Source organism: Acinetobacter ursingii DSM 16037 = CIP 107286, assembly GCF_000368825.1.
Lineage (GTDB): Bacteria > Pseudomonadota > Gammaproteobacteria > Pseudomonadales > Moraxellaceae > Acinetobacter > Acinetobacter ursingii.
Window position 1 is genome coordinate 91,459 of record NZ_KB849710.1, and the last position, 16,408, is coordinate 107,866.

Sequence of the window (16,408 nt, forward strand, 5' to 3'; positions counted from 1 at the left end):
AAGGTGACTTTAAATTCGATAAGATTATGATGTCATTCATCATATCGAATCCCATTTACCCAGCTTAGGATTTGCCAGGCTTAAAAAGGCTTTGCCACATATGTTGTATACCGAAATACCAACTCAACGCCCTGTTACGCCATTGTTAGATGAAGTTGATCATCCACAACAATTACGTCAGCTCGAGCAAGGCCAATTGACTCAAGTGGCTGATGAGTTGCGTCAGTTTATTTTATATGCGGCAGGACAAAGTGGCGGGCACTTTGGCGCAAATTTAGGTGTAATTGAGCTAACTGTTGCGCTTCATTATAGTTTTAATACCCCGCATGATCGTTTGATCTGGGATGTGGGTCATCAGGCTTATCCGCACAAAGCATTGACGGGGCGTCGTGAACAATTGACCACGATTCGTGCTCAACATGGTCTGGCTGCATTCCCTGCGCGTGAAGAATCTGTATTTGATACTTTTGGTGTTGGGCATTCTTCGACTGCAATTTCGGCAGGACTGGGTATGTCACTTGCGCGCCGTTATCAGCAAAATCCATGCGAAGTGGTGTGTATTGTGGGTGATGGCGCCATGACCGCAGGTATGGCTTTTGAAGCCATGAATGATGCTGTGGCACATGATGCAGATCTAATTGTGGTTTTAAATGACAACGATATGTCCATCTCCTGTAGCACAGGTGGCTTTGCCAAACATTTGGCAGCCATTTGGGAACATGGTCATTCAGTCAATATCAATGACGAGGGTGAGGCTTATGTACAGCCCCATCCACAATGGACATATAATTCACGGTTACATCAGTCTGCTACTGATGCCGCAGATAACTTATTTAAAGCCATTGGTTTTGATTATTTTGGCCCTTTTGATGGCCATGATGTCGAACAACTGGTCAATGTTTTCAATGCGCTGAAAAAACGTAAAGGACCTCGTCTGGTTCATGTCTATACTAAAAAAGGCAAAGGATTTAAGCCTGCCGAAGCTGATCCGATCACCTATCACGCCATTACCAAAATTGCACCAGTCGCGACTGCGCCAGCAAAAAAATTACCTCCAAAATATTCTGATGTCTTTGGGCAATGGTTATGTGATCAAGCGGAGCAGGATGATCGACTTTTAGCGATTACCCCCGCGATGTGTGAGGGGTCAGGCATGGTGAAATTTGCCAAGCAATATCCTGAACGTTTCTTTGATGTAGCGATCGCTGAGCAACATGCAGTCACCTTGGCTGCGGGCATGGCGTGTGAAGGCTTAAAACCTGTTGTGGCAATTTACTCAACCTTTTTGCAACGCGGTTATGATCAACTGATTCACGATGTGGCTTTACAGAATCTGGATGTGACTTTTGGTATTGATCGTGCGGGTTTAGTGGGTGAAGATGGTCCAACGCATGCTGGTGCCTATGATTATGCCTATATGCGTACTGTGCCAAACATGGTGATCATGGCACCTAAAGATGAAAATGAATGTCGTCAAATGTTGCATACCGCGTATTTACATCATGGACCTGCCGCAGTACGTTACCCACGTGGTAATGGAGTTGGCGTTGAAATTCAACAAACATTGACCGCGCTCGAAATAGGCAAAGCTGAAATTGTAGCGGAATACCACGCCGAATATGATGAACAAATTAGCATTCTAGCCTTTGGTAGTCGTGTGACGGCAGCTATTGAAGCGGCTATTCAACTCAGCAAAATGCATGATATTGGGGTACGTGTCATCAATATGCGTTTTGTGAAGCCGTTGGATGAACAAATCATTCGTGATTTCGCAGAAAAAACCAGTTTATTTGTGACAGTTGAAGAGCATGCGGTTATGGCTGGTGCAGGCAGTGCCGTAAATGAGTTTTTGGCCAAAGCACAAATCTTGAAACCAATACTGAACTTAGGCTTAGCTGACAGTTTTCTGGCTCAAGCCACACATGCACAGATGTTACAGAACTGTGGGCTAGATGCGGAAGGTATCCAGAAAGCCATAGAAAAAGTGTGGTTAAAGCTTGTACAGACAGCTTAAATTCTTCAGTTAAAAAAATCCTAACATTTTTTACCCAAAAGCGCGCTAATTTGATAGAATCTGCGCGCTTTCATGCATTATTCTTTGTCAAAATCTTCAAACTTGTAGTGGGTGTTCAATGGAACCTATGGTGGTCATGGCTGCGCGTGCAGCTCAATTAGTTGGTCAAGAGCTTTTAAAAGCACATCAAAATCGTCATAAGCTCGATCTACAAGTTGAAGAAAAAGGCATTGAAGGTCCAGTAACACGTGTTGACCGTTATTTAGAACAACTGACCATTGATACTTTACGTAAAAGTTATAAGAACCACAGCTTTCTAGGTGAAGAGTTTGGCCTACAAGAAGGCAAAGGTCATGATGCCGATTGGTGTTGGGTAATTGACCCATTAGATGGCACACAAAACTTTATCAACGGTTTTCCACATTTTTGTATATCTATTGCTGTGCAACATAAAGGCATTACCCAACATGGTGTGATTTACGATCCAGTTCGCGATGAATTATTTTCAGCGAGTCGTGGTCGCGGTGCTGTCATGAATCAGCGTCGTATCCGTGTCAATGTCCGTGACAATCTAGAAAATGCTTTCTTAGCAGTGGGTCATCCTTATCGTGCGATGCGTAATGGCGAAGTGGTATCTTATGCCGAGCAACATTTTGCTTCATTGCTAGCAGTGACTCAAGCGGGAGCGCATATTCGTCGTGCAGGTTCTGCTGCGTTAGATTTGGCTTATGTTGCTGCGGGTCGTTTTGATGGCTTCTTTGAAGTAGGTCTAAAACCGTGGGATATTGCTGCGGGTGAATTGATTGTCAAAGAAGCAGGCGGTGTTGTGGTCGATGCCCGTGGTGGCAATGATTCAATGGAAAATGGTCAGGTTCTGGCATCTTCATTAAAAATGTTAAAGCCATTGATGCAAACGGTTGTACCTGCATGGGGCGAAATGGCGAAGTAAGCTGAATCGATGCATTAAAAAGCTCTCATGAAAATTTGAGGGCTTTTTTTATAATAAGAGAAATAGATAAAGTCATGATGATTTATTTGATTGGTCCAGGTGGAGCGGGAAAAACAACAACTGCACAGTTGTTAGCATCACAACTTGGCTGGGATTGTTTTGATCTGGACTTATACTTTATGCAAACTGTGGGCGATATTTCCACATATATTGACCAATTTGGTTATGCATATTATGCACAAAAAATATTGAGTGTTACTTAACCATAATGCATAAGGTTCATCAAAAAGGAAGTAATGTAATTGTGGTCTGCTCTTCTGGTTTTATGATTTATCCAGAAGACATTCATTTAAATTATTTAGAGCTCAAAAAGCAAATACTTGAACATTCTTTAACTTTTGTATTGCTTCCTTCGTTAAGTTTTGAAATTTGTGTGCAGGAAATTGTCAAAAGACAAATGAATCGACCCTATTTAAAAGCCTCAGCAGAGAAAGAACGCGATAAAATAATACAGAGATTTCATATTTATTCTCAATTACCCTGTCAAATCATGCTTACAGATGTACAGCCATTACAAGTGGTAAATAATATTAAAAACAATTTGAATCAATAGTTTATATTTTTTATGCAATTATTTATTGCAGAGAGTGAGTCAACTTGTTTGATTTTATGTAAAAACCTATTAAAAAAGGTGACTTTTAAAAACTTTCTGTTATACTCTCGCCACGCACTTAAATTTCCGTTCATTACCTGAACATTCTGTTCTATTCATTGTATGCGCACGCCGTCCATAGAGAGGACCATTCATTGCGCCCAAATCGCTCAGCGATTCTTCAGGTTCCGGCCGTAATCATGCGTGCGTATAGTCTACATCGTCGTTATTCGGATTGCTGTTGAATATAAACTATTCAGCCTAAGATGCCGTGCCGCCTTTTGTCGATGTCCATATTTGTATTTATTAAAATGGAGCACCCATCAGGGTGAAACTCTCTATGAGCAAAACTTTTGCCGATTTCTCTCTACACGAATCTTTACAACAAGCACTACAGGACCTTGGTTTCACTTCACCAACCCCTGTGCAAGAACAAGCGATTCCAGCTGCTATTGAAGGTAAAGACCTTTTAGTATCAAGCCAAACTGGTTCTGGTAAAACAGCAGCATTTTTATTACCAACATTACATGCGCTTGCTGGTCAGGACACTTTTGTTCCGTTTAAAGAACGCATGAAAGCAGTAACTCAACCGAATATTTTAGTGATTTCACCAACACGTGAATTGGCTCAACAAGTCAGTCAAGATGCGATTGCATTTGTACGTCATATGAAAGGTGTTCGTATCGCTGCGATTATGGGTGGTATGCCATTTGCAAAACAAATTCAACAATTAAAAGGCGCGCAAGTAGTGGTTGCTACTCCAGGCCGTTTGTTGGATTTGGTCAATCGTCGTCAAATTAAATTAGACAAAGTAGATGCTTTAATTGTCGATGAAGCGGATCGTATGCTTGATCTTGGTTTCTCTGAAGATTTGGAAGCGATTAGCGAATTAGCTGCAAACCGTAAACAAACATTGATGTTCTCTGCAACATTTGCTGATCGTATCATCCGTCTTGCTGAATGCATGATGCAAGATCCAATGCGTATTGCGATTGAGACAGGTCATTCAACTAATACTGACATTACCCAGACTTTACACTGGACTGATGGTTTTGAGCATAAGAAAAAATTGCTGACTCACTGGTTAAGTGATGAAAATCTAGATCAGGCTGTGGTGTTTGCAAGCACACAAGAAGACACAGATATGCTGGCTGAAGAACTTGCTGAAGCAGGTCATTCAGTGGTTGCACTTCATGGTGCAATGCCACAAACCGTGCGTAACCGCCGTTTGCGTAGCATTCGTGAAGGTAAAGCTAAAATCTTGGTTGCGACTGACGTTGCTGCGCGTGGTTTAGACGTACCGACTATTTCTCACGTGATTAACTTTGGCTTGCCAATGAAACACGAAGATTATGTGCATCGTATCGGTCGTACAGGTCGTGCAGGTCGTACAGGTCAGGCGATTACTTTAGCAACTTATCGTGAGCGCGGTAAAATTCGTGCCCTTGAAGATTATTTAGAAGCGCGTTTGAGCGTTTCTGAAATCGAAGGCTTAGAGCCATCTCCACCTCCTGCGCGTTCAGGTCGTGATGGCGGTGGTCGTGGTCGCGGTGGTAACGGTGGTGGTCGTCGTGAAGGCGGTCGCGGTGGTTTTGGTGGCGGTCGTCGTTTTGAAGGCGAAAGCAACTTTAAACGTCGTGAAGGTGGTCGTGATGATCGTCCGCGTCGTAGTTTCGATGATAAACCACGTGGTGAACGTCCTGCATTCGGCGGTGAAGATCGTCCGCGTCGCGAGTTCAATTCTGACCGTCCACGTCGTGAAGGCGGTTTTGAAGATCGTCCAAAACGTAGCTTCGGTGGTGAAGATCGTCCGCGTCGCGAGTTCAATTCTGACCGTCCACGTCGTGAAGGTGGTTTTGAAGACCGTCCAAAACGTAGCTTCGGTGGTGAAGATCGTCCGCGTCGCGAATTCAATTCTGACCGTCCACGTCGTGAAGGTGGTTTTAATGATAAACCGCGTTTCGAATCAAATGATGACAACCGTGGTAATCGCGTAGATTACAAACCACGTCGTGAGGGTGGTTTCGGTGATCGTCCAAAACGTGATTTTGGTGATCGTCCAGCACGTCGCGAAGGTGGTTTTGGTGACCGTCCACAACGTTCATTTGGTGATGATCGTCCGAAGCGTAGTTTTGGTGGTGAAGATCGTCCTAAACGTACTTTTGGTGGTGAAGACCGTCCAAAACGTTTCGGTGATGACCGTCCGCGCCGTGGTGTAAACGAAGAAAACTTTGGTCGTGACCGTTCACGTAAAAATGATCGTTAAGATTTAATTTCTGAAGTTATTTTAAAGCCGATGCTTTTATGCATCGGCTTTTTCTTGTAATAAAACTATCAAAAAATATATAATATGAGAACTGTGTCAGGTTTTTATTGTAAAAATGAAAGAAAAAAAGGATCTTAATGTAAAATTCTTGTCCCGATTACGTCATTTCAATTTGCGCAAACTTGGCGCAGCGCTAGTAATTGGGAATGCTTTATATTTTTCTTATAGTATCTACGTTCATCATGACATTTCACCACAAGCACTTGCAATGCAAGATCATCAAAATAACAGTATTCAGCTCATCAAGTAATTGGTCGTTTCATTGTTAAATAACAAGAATTTCATAAACGTTCAGTGCTATATTATGCGAGCTTAAAATATGCAGGAACATATACTGCTATGAATAATTCGATACTTTCGACAGCTCAGCCACTGATTGAAGTGAAAAATCTGAGTTTTAATCGAGGGGAGCGCGTCATCTATGACAATGTTGATTTAACCATTCGACGTGGACAAATTACAGGCATCATGGGGCCATCAGGCACAGGAAAAACAACACTATTACGATTAATTGGGGGACAATTAACTCCAGATCGTGGTGAGGTTCTGCTTGATGGTAAGGATATTGCCAGCATGTCTCGTCAAGAGTTATTTGCCGCACGGGCACGTATGGGTATGCTGTTTCAAAGTGGCGCACTCTTTACTGATATGTCTGTCTATGAAAACGTGGCATTCCCCATTCGTGCGCATACCCATTTACCAGAACATTTAATCGCTGAATTGGTCGGACTTAAATTAGAATCCGTCGGTTTGCGCGGTGCAGAACACCTGATGCCAACAGAGCTGTCAGGCGGGATGAATCGTCGTGTGGCTCTAGCACGAGCCATTGCCCTTGATCCAGATTTGATCATGTATGATGAACCTTTTGCGGGTCAGGATCCGATTGTAAAAGGAGTATTGACGCGATTGATCCGTTCACTCCGTGAAGCATTAGATCTAACCACGATAATTGTGTCTCATGATGTTGCTGAAACACTTGAAATTTCAGATTATATTTATGTGATTGCCGAAGGTAAAATTCAGGGAGAGGGGACCCCTGAACAATTACAGGCTTCAGCTTCACCTTTTGTAAAACAGTTTTTGACAGGCTCTGCCGAAGGACCCGTTGAATATCAATTTAGCCATCAAGCATATTTAAGTAACGAGGTACATCCATGAATGCGATTGCCTGGTTAGGTCGACTCGTGATTGAGCGGGTACGTGGAATTGGTGACGCAACGGTTATGTTGCTACAAATTATCTTTTCTTTGCCGTCTGCGGGTGGTTTTGGTCGATTTATCTACCAAATGTACCGTGTTGGGGTCATGTCCTTACTCATCATCGCTGTATCTGGGTTATTTATTGGGGCTGTTCTTGGCTTGCAGATGTATAACATTTTGGTGACTTTTGGTAGTGAGGCCATGCTAGGCACCGCAATTGCACTGACCTTATTGCGTGAGCTTGCACCTGTTGTAGCAGCGTTATTATTTGCAGGACGTGCAGGCTCTGCGCTAACTGCTGAAATTGGTCTGATGAAAGCCACAGAGCAACTTTCCAGTATGGAAATGATTGGGGTTGATCCATTAAAACGTGTGGTTTCGCCTAGATTATGGGCTGGGATTGTGAGTTTACCGATGCTCTCAATTATATTTGCTGCGATTGGTATTTTTGGCGGTAAAGTCGTCGGTGTCGATTTTTTGGGCGCGGATGATGGTTCATTTTGGAGTGGCATGCAAAGTTCGATTCAGTTTATGCATGACATTTTTAATGGAACCGTGATTAAAAGTATTGTATTTGCTCTGATTTGTACATGGATTGCGGTTTATCAGGGCTATGCCTGTGAACCGACTTCAGAAGGTATTGCGACATCAACCACTCGTACAGTGGTGTATTCATCGCTGTGTGTTTTAGGTTTTGACTTTGTGTTGACTGCGGTCATGTTCGGAGGTGTTTAATGAAATCACGTACTAGTGAGCTGGCCGTAGGGATTTTTGTCATTATCTTTGGCGTGGCCTTGTTCTTTTTGGCGATGAAAGTCAGTGGTCTGGTTGGAACCAATTTAAATGACAGTTATCACATGACGGCGCGTTTTGATAATGTGAATGGTCTTAAACCACGTGCTAAAGTCACCATGAGTGGCGTAACTGTCGGACGGGTTGAATCGATTACGCTTGATCCTGTGACTCGTTTGGCGACTGTTGATTTTGATCTGGATGGAAAATTGACCTCATTCAATGCAGAACAGCTCAAGGCGGTTCAACAAAATGCTTTGGATGAGTTACGTTACAGTTCTGATTATACGCAAGCCAATGCTGCGCAACAAAAAGAAATGGAACAGAAACTGATTGCCAACATGAAATCCATCACTAATATCGATGAAGATGCTTATATAATGATAGCAACCAACGGTTTATTAGGTGAAAAGTATCTTAAAATTGTACCAGGTGGTGGATTTAACTATTTAAAACGTGGTGAAAATATTACCAATACTCAAGGTACAATGGATCTTGAAGATCTGATTAGTAAGTTTATTACTGGTGGTGCCAATAAATCATCATCGGGTGGCTCGGCAGAAGACTCGGCGTCACAGCCACAAGCGGCTGCATCCAATAGTGCCGAACCTTCTTTTACTGAGTAATTTTAAGGAGCGATTCTTGTGAAGACGTTGTTCAAACAAACCCTTACTGCAAGTGTATTATCTACTCTTCTTGCAGGTACTGCATTTGCTGCGCCAGCAGAAGCGCCACCAGCATTTATTAAACGTGTTGCCGATAATTTTATTTCGCGTTTACAGGCAGATCATGCCAAGCTGCAAAACAATCCGACTGCTGTAAAAGCAATTGTACGTCAAAATCTTGATCCATATATTGATTCGCAAGCGTTTACCCGCATTGTGATGGGAACTTATGCGACCAATCAAAACAGTACCGCGGCGCAACGTGCGCAGTTTGAAAAGAATTTCCGTGAAACTTTGATTGAAAACTATGGTACTGCGTTTGCAAAATATAGTAATCAAAGCTATACCATGCGCCCTTATAAAGAAACGGGTAGTCGTAACCCTGTGGTGACGATTGATTTTAGTAATAAAGGCGACAAGATTCCTGTTTCTTTCCAGCTTACTGATGCTGGCAGTCAGTGGAAAATTCGTAATATCAATGTGTCTGGTATTGATTTAGGTTTGCAATTCCGTAACCAGTTTGCTGCAACGGTACAGCGTAATGGTGGTAATTTGGACAAAGCCATTGCCAACTTTAAGCCAGATGCTGATGCGGCTGTAAACAAAAAATAAGTGAAGGTTTATTGTGATTGAAATCGTCGATCAGCACTTGGTGCTATCAGGAAAGATTGATTTTGACAATGCGCAGACGGTTTATCAGGATGGTCTGCGTTTGATTCAACAACATCAACACTTTCCTTTGGTGGTGAATTTAAGCCAATTACAGCATGGCAGTACTTTGGCATTGGCGGTTTTGGTGCAATGGCTAAGAAAAACACCAAATGCACAAGGGTTACATTTTCAGGATGTACCAGAAAAAATGCTCAAAATTATCCAGTCTTGTCATTTACAGGATGATTTAACCCTGCTGCACAGTTAATTAAATTTCAATAAAAAAAGCACCGAATCTCGGTGCTTTTTTTATATCGATAATTTTAAACCCATTTCTTCCAGCGGAAGTACATCATCGGCCCGACAAATGAAACCATCAAAATTGCTGCAACAATTAAAAAACTCAAAGCACCATGGGCAAAGGGTAACTCCGTTGTATTCATCCCATAAATACTGGCAATCAACATCGGTGGCGCAAGCATACTCGGTAAAATCGAGAATCGACGAATGGTATCGTTCTGCTCGGTATTAATGAATCCAGATGTAGTATCGAGCAAGAAGCGAACTTTCTGGAATAAAAATGCATCATGTTCGACCAGTGAGCGAACGTCTTCACTCAACTCGCGAATGTCCGCATCATAAATATGACTGCCCAAAGCACGTGGACGAGATAAAAAGGTCAGGACACGACGTAAATCAATCAGACACAGTTGTGCTTTACCCAGTACGTCTTCTTGTTGTGCCAGACGGGTAATCATGTCATCCAGATCTAAAATCTTTTCACGATGATGGTTATTGAGCACTTCTGTAGAATATTTTTCCAAGTCCTTGTGGATATCTTCGAGGATATCCGCAAGCTCATCCAGTTTAGCTTCGAGTAAACCGAGTAAAATCCAAGTCGGATCTTTATAATCCATGTCATAGTCGTTACGTCGTGCACGGGCACGAAATGCACGAAACGCCACCAGCTTTTCACCACGCATGGTAAATAGCCGATCTTTATGTAAAATAAATGCGACCGTTTGCACCGTTGCTAAGATATGACTGGTGTCTTCATTATCGCCATCGACCTGATAATTTTTATTTTTCGTTAAAAAATAGGTACTGATATGCAAAATGCCATCATCATCGCGGTAAAATCGGGCAGAGGATGAAATGTCTTCAAGTGACTTGAGGGTAGGTAGATTTCGGTCATAGGCATCAATGACCCATTGTTGCTCTTCTTGAGAGGGTGCAATTAAATCGATCCAGACCAGATCCTGATGTAGATCAAAACCACCATTAATGGTTGCATCTTCAAGGCTACCGCGCTCTGTGGCGTAAAAGGCTTCAAGCATAATGTCTTTTCTCCCTTGCGCAGTATGGATAAATTTGATGGGTGTATTTTAGACAAGGATTCACTTAAAAACACTCATTGTTGTCGTTTTTTCTGAAAAAATCTTGCTAAAGCTTATATTGTAAGCATGACAGCTTAAAAACATGGTTAAAAGTTTTATGAATTCAATTTGTATTTTTTGTGGTTCAGCAGTTGGGAATGATCCTTTATTTTTACAAGCCGCTCAGTTGACAGGTGAAACCATTGCCAGACAGGGCAAAACACTGGTGTATGGCGGTGGTCGCTCAGGACTGATGGGTGTGGTTGCAGATAGTGCCTTGCAGGCAGGCGGCCGTGTGATTGGAGTCATTCCTACCGCTTTGGTTGATCGTGAATTGGCTCATCCCAATCTAACTGAATTGCATATCGTAAAAAATATGCACGAGCGTAAAACCAAAATGGCTGAACTTTCGGATGGTTTTATTGCTTTGCCAGGCGGAGCAGGTACACTGGAAGAAATTTTTGAACAATGGACGTGGTCACAGTTGGGCATTCATCAAAAACCCTGTGCTTTTTTAAATATTCAGGGTTTTTATGATGATTTACTCAAAATGATTCAAGGAACTGTAGAGCGAGGCTTTACTCAGTCACGTTTTGTCGAGAAGTTAATTGCATCAGATCAGATTGATGTGATTTTAAATGCCTTTGAGCATTATCAACCTGCCGCGCCGAAGTGGGGTGCACAAACGCAAGTTCATCCTTAACATTGAGACAGCGCTGTGGAAAAAGTTGATGTGAAAAAAAGCACTGCCAAGAGAATTACCGTTGCCGCGGCGATTATTTTAAATGAGGCAGGTGAGCTCTTGGTGGTGCGTAAGAAAAATACTCACGTGTTTATGCAGGTGGGCGGTAAGTTAGAAGTAAATGAGCCGCCTGAACAAGCGATTGCAAGAGAAATCAAAGAGGAAATCGGCTGTGATATTCAGATTGATCAGTTTGTCGGACGTTTTGAAACAGCAACGGCTAATGAGCCCGATCATCAATTGGTAAGTTATGTTTATTTGGCGCAATTAAAGCAGACGCCGCAGATTGCAGCCGAGATTGCCGAAATGAAATGGGTTACGCTAGATGATCAAGTTACAGCACTTGCACCATTAACGCGTGAAGTGGTGATGCCATGGTGTCGAAAGTATTTAAATATTTAGCGATTTTTAAGTTTTGGCGTTTTGATTTGTTGCTGCTGCAATACAACATGCGTAAATCTGCTGGCATCCTAATTCGTGTAATGCTTGATGCAACGCATAAATTGAGCTGCCAGTCGTGACGACGTCATCAATGATCAAGACTTTTCGGTAGCGAATTTTGGGTTTCTCTAACAGAACAAACTGCTGTTCTATGCCTTGAATCCGCTCTATTCGATTCAGTCCTTTTTGAGAATGTTGTTCAAGTCGATGAATCGGTTGCCAGACGGGAATATTGAGTTTCTTTGCCAGTTGTTGTGCCAAGAGCAAAGATTGATTATAACCGCGTTCGATCAAACGTGCCTCCGAGATCGGCATGGGGACAATCGCCTGAACTTTAGGATATTTCATCTGGGCAAGGAGTTGATCGAGTAAGGGTTGGTGATGTAATTTTTGTTCGTATTTAAACTGCTGTAAAATACGATCGATCGGATAATCATAGTAACAGGCCGCCATGATCTGTAATTCATGCCGATGGATCGGCTGTTTCAGCCAAGGCAATTGCTCCCAGCAACTTTTACATAGAACATAATGCTTTAAACGTGGACTGGATTCACACAGACGGCAGGGTAAAAGTTTTTGCCCAAGCTGTTGCATGGAGGCTTTAATATCATCAAACATAAGCATAGCGAGGTGCCTCGGGTAGCCAACGTTTCAGTAATGCATCGGCTTGTTTTGGATAGTTTTTTAATACCTGTTCTGCCACATAATGTGCCTGTGTCAGCAAATGATCATCACGCTCCAGACGTGCTACGCGAAAGCCAATATCACCCGTTTGTTTGGTTCCTAATAATTCTCCAGGGCCGCGAATTTCCAGATCTTTTTCCGCAATCACAAAACCATCGTTACTTTCTCTTAAAATGGATAATCTTTCATGTCCATTTTGCGATAAAGGCGTTTTATAGAGTAAGGCACAAAAACTGGCGGTTGCACCTCGCCCGACGCGACCACGTAATTGATGGAGTTGGGAGAGTCCAAGCCGTTCAGCATTTTCAATCACCATAATAGAAGCATTTGGGACATCTACCCCGACTTCAATGACTGTGGTGGCAATGAGTAGTTGCAATTGATTGTCTTTAAATGCTTGCATGACATTTTGCTTTTCATCTGCTTTCATTTTGCCATGCACTAGACCGATATTCAGTTCAGGAAAGCGTTCTTTCATTTCCTGATACGTTGCTTCAGCTGCTTGAGCATCAAGGGTTTCCGACTGCTCGACCAGTGTACATACCCAATAGGCTTGTTTACCTTCACGACAATTACTGGCAATACGATTTAAAACCTGTTCACGTCGATCAAGTGGAACGGTGACAGTCTGAATAGGAGTACGTCCCGGCGGAAGCTCATCGATAATAGAGGTGTCCAGATCCCCATAGGCACTCATCGCCAGTGTACGTGGAATCGGGGTGGCGGTCATGACCAACTGATGTGGTGTAAGTTGATCATTCCCTTTATTGCGAAGTGCCAAACGTTGATCGACCCCAAATCGATGTTGTTCATCAATAATCACCAAACCTAATTTGGCGAATTCAACAGTATCCTGAAATAACGCATGAGTACCCACTACCAATTGTGCTTCGCCAGTTTTAATAGTTAGTTCAGCCTGTGTACGAGCCTTCCCTTTTTGTTTTCCAGACAGCCACGCGACTTGTATCCCTAGTGGTTCAAACCAGCGTTTAAAATTTAGATAATGTTGCTCGGCCAAAATTTCAGTCGGTGCCATCAGCGCGACTTGCCATCCTGCTTCTAGTGTATGACAAGCAGCGACAGCGGCAACCAGGGTTTTGCCTGCGCCGACATCACCTTGTACCAAGCGTAGCATGGGTTTGTTTTGCTTGAGATCGATGACAATTTCTTTGGACACTCGTTTTTGGGCCTGTGTCATTTCAAAGGGTAATTGGGCGAGTAAGGCTTTGGCAAGTGTCTTGCTTGGGCTAAAACTGGGAGAAGCAATTTGTCGAATATAGGCACGTCGGGTGAGTAAACTGACCTGATGTGCGACCAGTTCTTCAAAAATCAGTCGTTGCTGTGCGGGATGTGAACCTTGTGCCAATTGCTGCATATTGGCATCGACAGGGGGTTCATGGATATACTGTAAAGCTTGTTTCAGCGCATAACCATTGGTGTATTGTTCAGGCAATAATTCTGGTAAATGATCGCTGTATTGTCTGAGTGCCTGTTTGACATATTCACGCAGTTTGGGTTGAGTCAGTCCTTCTGTACTGGGATAAATCGCAGTGAGCTGAGTTTTAGGTAAAGCGCTATGATCAGTGACCAGTTGTATTTCAGGATGATACATCTCTAAGCCGCGCGCGCCGACTCGAACTTCCCCAAAAACACGTAAACGATGACCTGCTTTTAACTTATCAGTCAGATTTTTATAAATATGATAAAAGCGTAAGGTAACTTTACCTGAGTCATCTTGCAGTAAAGCGGCCAGAGATTTACGTTTTCCAGGTGGAAAGTCCAGAGCTTTGACTTCACCTTCAAGCAAATAGCTGCGTCCCACCACCAGTTGGTTCATGGGAATGACCGTGCTACGATCTTCATAGTCACGCGGCAGGTGAAAAAGTAGATCATCGGTAGTGAAAATATTAAGTTTTTCCAAAAGTGCAGCGGCAGCACCACCGACACCCTGTAACTGCTGGACTGAAGTCATATCTCTCCAAGTCAGGACCCTTTACATCAGGATCATGCATGCATATTTTATTTATTGGTTATGGTAAAACATCTCAATGCGTTGCCCAATTTCTATTTGAACAGAACTCGAATCAACAGCGACATCAAATTACCACAATTAGCCGTAGCCCGAAAACAGATGTGTACGCGAATCACCTCATTCAAGATGTGCATGACCTTAATCTGGACAATCTTGCACCAATTGATTTGGTCTATGTGGCTTTGGCGCCCTCAGAAAGTAATGTAGAGGTCTATCGTCAAACCTATCTGGATTCAGTTGAACCAATCGTTCAAGCATTAAAATCACATCCTGTACAAAGGATTATGGTGCTGTCATCGACACGGGTTTATGGTGAACATCAGGGCGAGCGAGTCGATGATGAATCGCCCATTCAACCTGTAGATGAGCAAGGACAAATCTTGCGTGATATGGAATTAAAATGGCGGGCAGCATATCCGAAACAGACCGTGATAATTCGCCCTTCTGGGATCTATGGTCAATCGGTTGCGCGTTTAATAAAAATGGCAGAAAACACCATTAGTTACCCAAAGATTCATTATAGCAACCGCATTCATATTGATGATCTGGCAAGATTTTTAGCGGATTTATCGACATTAAAAAATGTTGATTCGTCTTATATCGTGACCAATAACCACCCTTTAGCTTTACATGAAATTATCTTGTGGTTTCAGCAACAACTCGATTTGCCAAAGCTACAATTGAGCAGTCAGGAAATTTCAGGAAAACGCTTATATGCAACACGGATGCTCAAAACAGGATTTAAATTACAGCATCCGGTTTGCTTTAATGACTATACAATCTGCCTGAAACAACATAGGCAAAGCCAATAATTTAATTAAACTCAAGAATGCGGCAACATCTACAATTAAATTAAACCGATAAATACAAGATTGGTGGAAGATGTTTAAACAGGCATTTGGAAGCTTGCTTCTGCTCATCGTGGTGCAACAGGTGGCAGCGGTTGAAAAGACATGGTGTGTATATGATCCAGTCGGTGCGCAAGGGGATATTACCCGACGTTTAAAAGAGATTGCGCTTTATGCACAGCGTGATCAGGTCAATTTGCAACTTAAAATTTATCAGCATGAAACAGAGGCTATTGCACAATTTAATCAGAAAAAATGTTCAGGTCTGGTCGCAACCAACTTTAATACTCGAAACTATAATGCATTTATGGGAAGTACGGCTGGTGTGGGATTTATCACAAATAATATAACCGCGCAGCATTTTATTCAGTTGTTGAACCAACCTGCATTACGTTCTGCCATGCAACAAGGAGAGTATGAGGTGGTCGGGTTTATTCCTGTGGGAATGACCTATATGATGCTCAAAACGCCAACGCTTTATAAAGTGACAGACCTAAAAAATAATCGGATTGGTGTTTTGGCTGAAGTTCCGCCCCAAACGGCTTTGGTGCGTAGTGTGCGTGCACAGCCTGTTGCCTTGAGTTTTGATAATGCAATCAAGGCCTTTAAAAATAATCAAGTGGATATTTTACCTGTCCCTGTTTATGCTTTACTTGCTTATAATCTGAGAAAAGAGTTTGGTGAATCGACCCGAGTCATCAATTTTCCAGTGGTTTATGCGGGCTTAAATATTGTAATTCGCGCTGCTGAATACCCATCAGATTTTGGTGTGAATATGCGGCATTGGTTTGCAGGACAAGCACGGGTATTGGTAGGGCAAGTGATACGCTGGGAAAATCGATTACCCGCGTATTATTGGATGGATGTGTCTGCCACTGAGAAACAAGCTTATAATGTGGTCATTGCTAAAGTACGCAATCAATATTCCCAGAACTTTTTTTATGATCCGCGCTTTGTCAAACTGATCAAAAAATTACGCTGTAAAGATGAACCGCAATATTTTGAGTGTCAGATCTGGTAAATCAAACATGGCAACC

General features: G+C 42.6%; 17 protein-coding genes. 14 read left to right on the top strand and 3 right to left on the bottom strand.

Going from position 1 to position 16,408, the window contains the following annotated elements:
* The first annotated feature begins 100 nt into the window (after nt 1-100).
* From dxs to F944_RS00510, 10 genes are all read left to right on the top strand, one after another.
* Nucleotides 101-2,014 (top strand): 1-deoxy-D-xylulose-5-phosphate synthase, encoded by a 1,914-nt coding sequence (dxs, locus tag F944_RS00460; RefSeq protein ID WP_004985276.1) that lies wholly within the window; start codon nt 101-103, stop codon nt 2,012-2,014.
* A gap of 118 nt (nt 2,015-2,132) precedes the next feature.
* A complete protein-coding gene (locus F944_RS00465; protein ID WP_004985277.1) occupies nt 2,133-2,963 on the top strand; it encodes an inositol monophosphatase family protein in 831 nt (276 codons plus the stop codon).
* A 74-nt stretch (nt 2,964-3,037) separates the two neighbouring features.
* On the top strand, nt 3,038-3,226 hold the full coding sequence (locus F944_RS17200) for a shikimate kinase (RefSeq protein ID WP_004985278.1): 189 nt from the start codon (nt 3,038-3,040) through the stop codon (nt 3,224-3,226).
* Nucleotides 3,227-3,231: 5 nt separating this feature from the next.
* The gene (locus tag F944_RS17205; protein WP_004985279.1) at nt 3,232-3,576 is read left to right on the top strand and encodes a hypothetical protein; all 345 of its coding nucleotides are present in this window, start codon (nt 3,232-3,234) and stop codon (nt 3,574-3,576) included.
* Between the two features lie 379 nt (nt 3,577-3,955).
* Entirely contained in the window at nt 3,956-5,881 is a 1,926-nt protein-coding gene (locus F944_RS00480; RefSeq protein ID WP_004985280.1) for a DEAD/DEAH box helicase, read from the top strand.
* Between the two features lie 399 nt (nt 5,882-6,280).
* A complete protein-coding gene (locus tag F944_RS00490) occupies nt 6,281-7,099 on the top strand; it encodes an ABC transporter ATP-binding protein (protein ID WP_004985282.1) in 819 nt (272 codons plus the stop codon).
* Nucleotides 7,096-7,875 carry a lipid asymmetry maintenance ABC transporter permease subunit MlaE gene (mlaE, locus tag F944_RS00495; protein ID WP_004985283.1) on the top strand — a complete coding sequence of 260 codons (780 nt, stop codon included), beginning with the start codon at nt 7,096-7,098 and terminating at the stop codon, nt 7,873-7,875. Before F944_RS00490 ends, mlaE begins: the two co-directional genes overlap by 4 nt.
* Nucleotides 7,875-8,558 (top strand): outer membrane lipid asymmetry maintenance protein MlaD, encoded by a 684-nt coding sequence (gene mlaD, locus F944_RS00500; protein ID WP_004985284.1) that lies wholly within the window; start codon nt 7,875-7,877, stop codon nt 8,556-8,558. The genes mlaE and mlaD overlap by 1 nt, the downstream gene beginning before the upstream one ends.
* An 18-nt stretch (nt 8,559-8,576) precedes the next feature.
* On the top strand, nt 8,577-9,209 hold the full coding sequence (locus tag F944_RS00505) for an MlaC/ttg2D family ABC transporter substrate-binding protein (protein WP_004985286.1): 633 nt from the start codon (nt 8,577-8,579) through the stop codon (nt 9,207-9,209).
* A gap of 13 nt (nt 9,210-9,222) precedes the next feature.
* Nucleotides 9,223-9,516, top strand: coding sequence for an STAS domain-containing protein (locus tag F944_RS00510; RefSeq protein WP_004985287.1), 294 nt, complete (start codon nt 9,223-9,225; stop codon nt 9,514-9,516).
* Between the two features lie 55 nt (nt 9,517-9,571).
* Here the strand turns inward: F944_RS00510 and F944_RS00515 are convergent, their stop codons facing one another.
* Nucleotides 9,572-10,585: a CorA family divalent cation transporter gene (locus F944_RS00515; protein ID WP_004985290.1), complete on the bottom strand. Its 1,014-nt coding sequence runs from the start codon at nt 10,583-10,585 to the stop codon at nt 9,572-9,574.
* A 157-nt stretch (nt 10,586-10,742) separates the two neighbouring features.
* On the opposite strand from F944_RS00515, the gene F944_RS00520 reads away from it, so the two are divergent.
* Entirely contained in the window at nt 10,743-11,327 is a 585-nt protein-coding gene (locus tag F944_RS00520; RefSeq protein WP_010588689.1) for an LOG family protein, read from the top strand.
* A 15-nt stretch (nt 11,328-11,342) separates the two neighbouring features.
* Nucleotides 11,343-11,768, top strand: a complete 426-nt coding sequence (locus tag F944_RS00525; protein ID WP_004985294.1) for an NUDIX hydrolase — start codon at nt 11,343-11,345, stop codon at nt 11,766-11,768.
* A gap of 6 nt (nt 11,769-11,774) precedes the next feature.
* On the opposite strand, the gene F944_RS00530 is transcribed toward F944_RS00525, so the two are convergent.
* Together F944_RS00530 and recG are read right to left on the bottom strand one after the other, a co-directional pair.
* Entirely contained in the window at nt 11,775-12,431 is a 657-nt protein-coding gene (locus tag F944_RS00530) for a ComF family protein (RefSeq protein ID WP_004985298.1), read from the bottom strand.
* A complete protein-coding gene (gene recG / locus F944_RS00535; RefSeq protein WP_004985300.1) occupies nt 12,418-14,463 on the bottom strand; it encodes an ATP-dependent DNA helicase RecG in 2,046 nt (681 codons plus the stop codon). The genes F944_RS00530 and recG overlap by 14 nt, the downstream gene beginning before the upstream one ends.
* A gap of 38 nt (nt 14,464-14,501) precedes the next feature.
* On the opposite strand from recG, the gene F944_RS00540 reads away from it, so the two are divergent.
* On the top strand, nt 14,502-15,335 hold the full coding sequence (locus F944_RS00540; RefSeq protein WP_004985301.1) for an NAD-dependent epimerase/dehydratase family protein: 834 nt from the start codon (nt 14,502-14,504) through the stop codon (nt 15,333-15,335).
* Between the two features lie 70 nt (nt 15,336-15,405).
* Nucleotides 15,406-16,392 carry a putative solute-binding protein gene (locus tag F944_RS00545; RefSeq protein WP_004985303.1) on the top strand — a complete coding sequence of 329 codons (987 nt, stop codon included), beginning with the start codon at nt 15,406-15,408 and terminating at the stop codon, nt 16,390-16,392.
* Nucleotides 16,393-16,408 lie beyond the last annotated feature (16 nt).

Bases quoted from the DNA above. Each gene is read 5' to 3' on its own strand.
- dxs (WP_004985276.1), top strand. From the start codon at position 101: ATGTTGTATACCGAAATACCAACTCAACGCCCTGTTACGCCATTGTTA.
- F944_RS00465 (WP_004985277.1), top strand. From the start codon at position 2,133: ATGGAACCTATGGTGGTCATGGCTGCGCGTGCAGCTCAATTAGTTGGT.
- F944_RS17200 (WP_004985278.1), top strand. From the start codon at position 3,038: ATGATGATTTATTTGATTGGTCCAGGTGGAGCGGGAAAAACAACAACT.
- F944_RS17205 (WP_004985279.1), top strand. From the start codon at position 3,232: ATGCATAAGGTTCATCAAAAAGGAAGTAATGTAATTGTGGTCTGCTCT.
- F944_RS00480 (WP_004985280.1), top strand. From the start codon at position 3,956: ATGAGCAAAACTTTTGCCGATTTCTCTCTACACGAATCTTTACAACAA.
- F944_RS00490 (WP_004985282.1), top strand. From the start codon at position 6,281: ATGAATAATTCGATACTTTCGACAGCTCAGCCACTGATTGAAGTGAAA.
- mlaE (WP_004985283.1), top strand. From the start codon at position 7,096: ATGAATGCGATTGCCTGGTTAGGTCGACTCGTGATTGAGCGGGTACGT.
- mlaD (WP_004985284.1), top strand. From the start codon at position 7,875: ATGAAATCACGTACTAGTGAGCTGGCCGTAGGGATTTTTGTCATTATC.
- F944_RS00515 (WP_004985290.1), bottom strand. From the start codon at position 10,585: ATGCTTGAAGCCTTTTACGCCACAGAGCGCGGTAGCCTTGAAGATGCA.
- F944_RS00520 (WP_010588689.1), top strand. From the start codon at position 10,743: ATGAATTCAATTTGTATTTTTTGTGGTTCAGCAGTTGGGAATGATCCT.
- F944_RS00530 (WP_004985298.1), bottom strand. From the start codon at position 12,431: ATGCTTATGTTTGATGATATTAAAGCCTCCATGCAACAGCTTGGGCAA.
- recG (WP_004985300.1), bottom strand. From the start codon at position 14,463: ATGACTTCAGTCCAGCAGTTACAGGGTGTCGGTGGTGCTGCCGCTGCA.
- F944_RS00540 (WP_004985301.1), top strand. From the start codon at position 14,502: ATGCATATTTTATTTATTGGTTATGGTAAAACATCTCAATGCGTTGCC.
- F944_RS00545 (WP_004985303.1), top strand. From the start codon at position 15,406: ATGTTTAAACAGGCATTTGGAAGCTTGCTTCTGCTCATCGTGGTGCAA.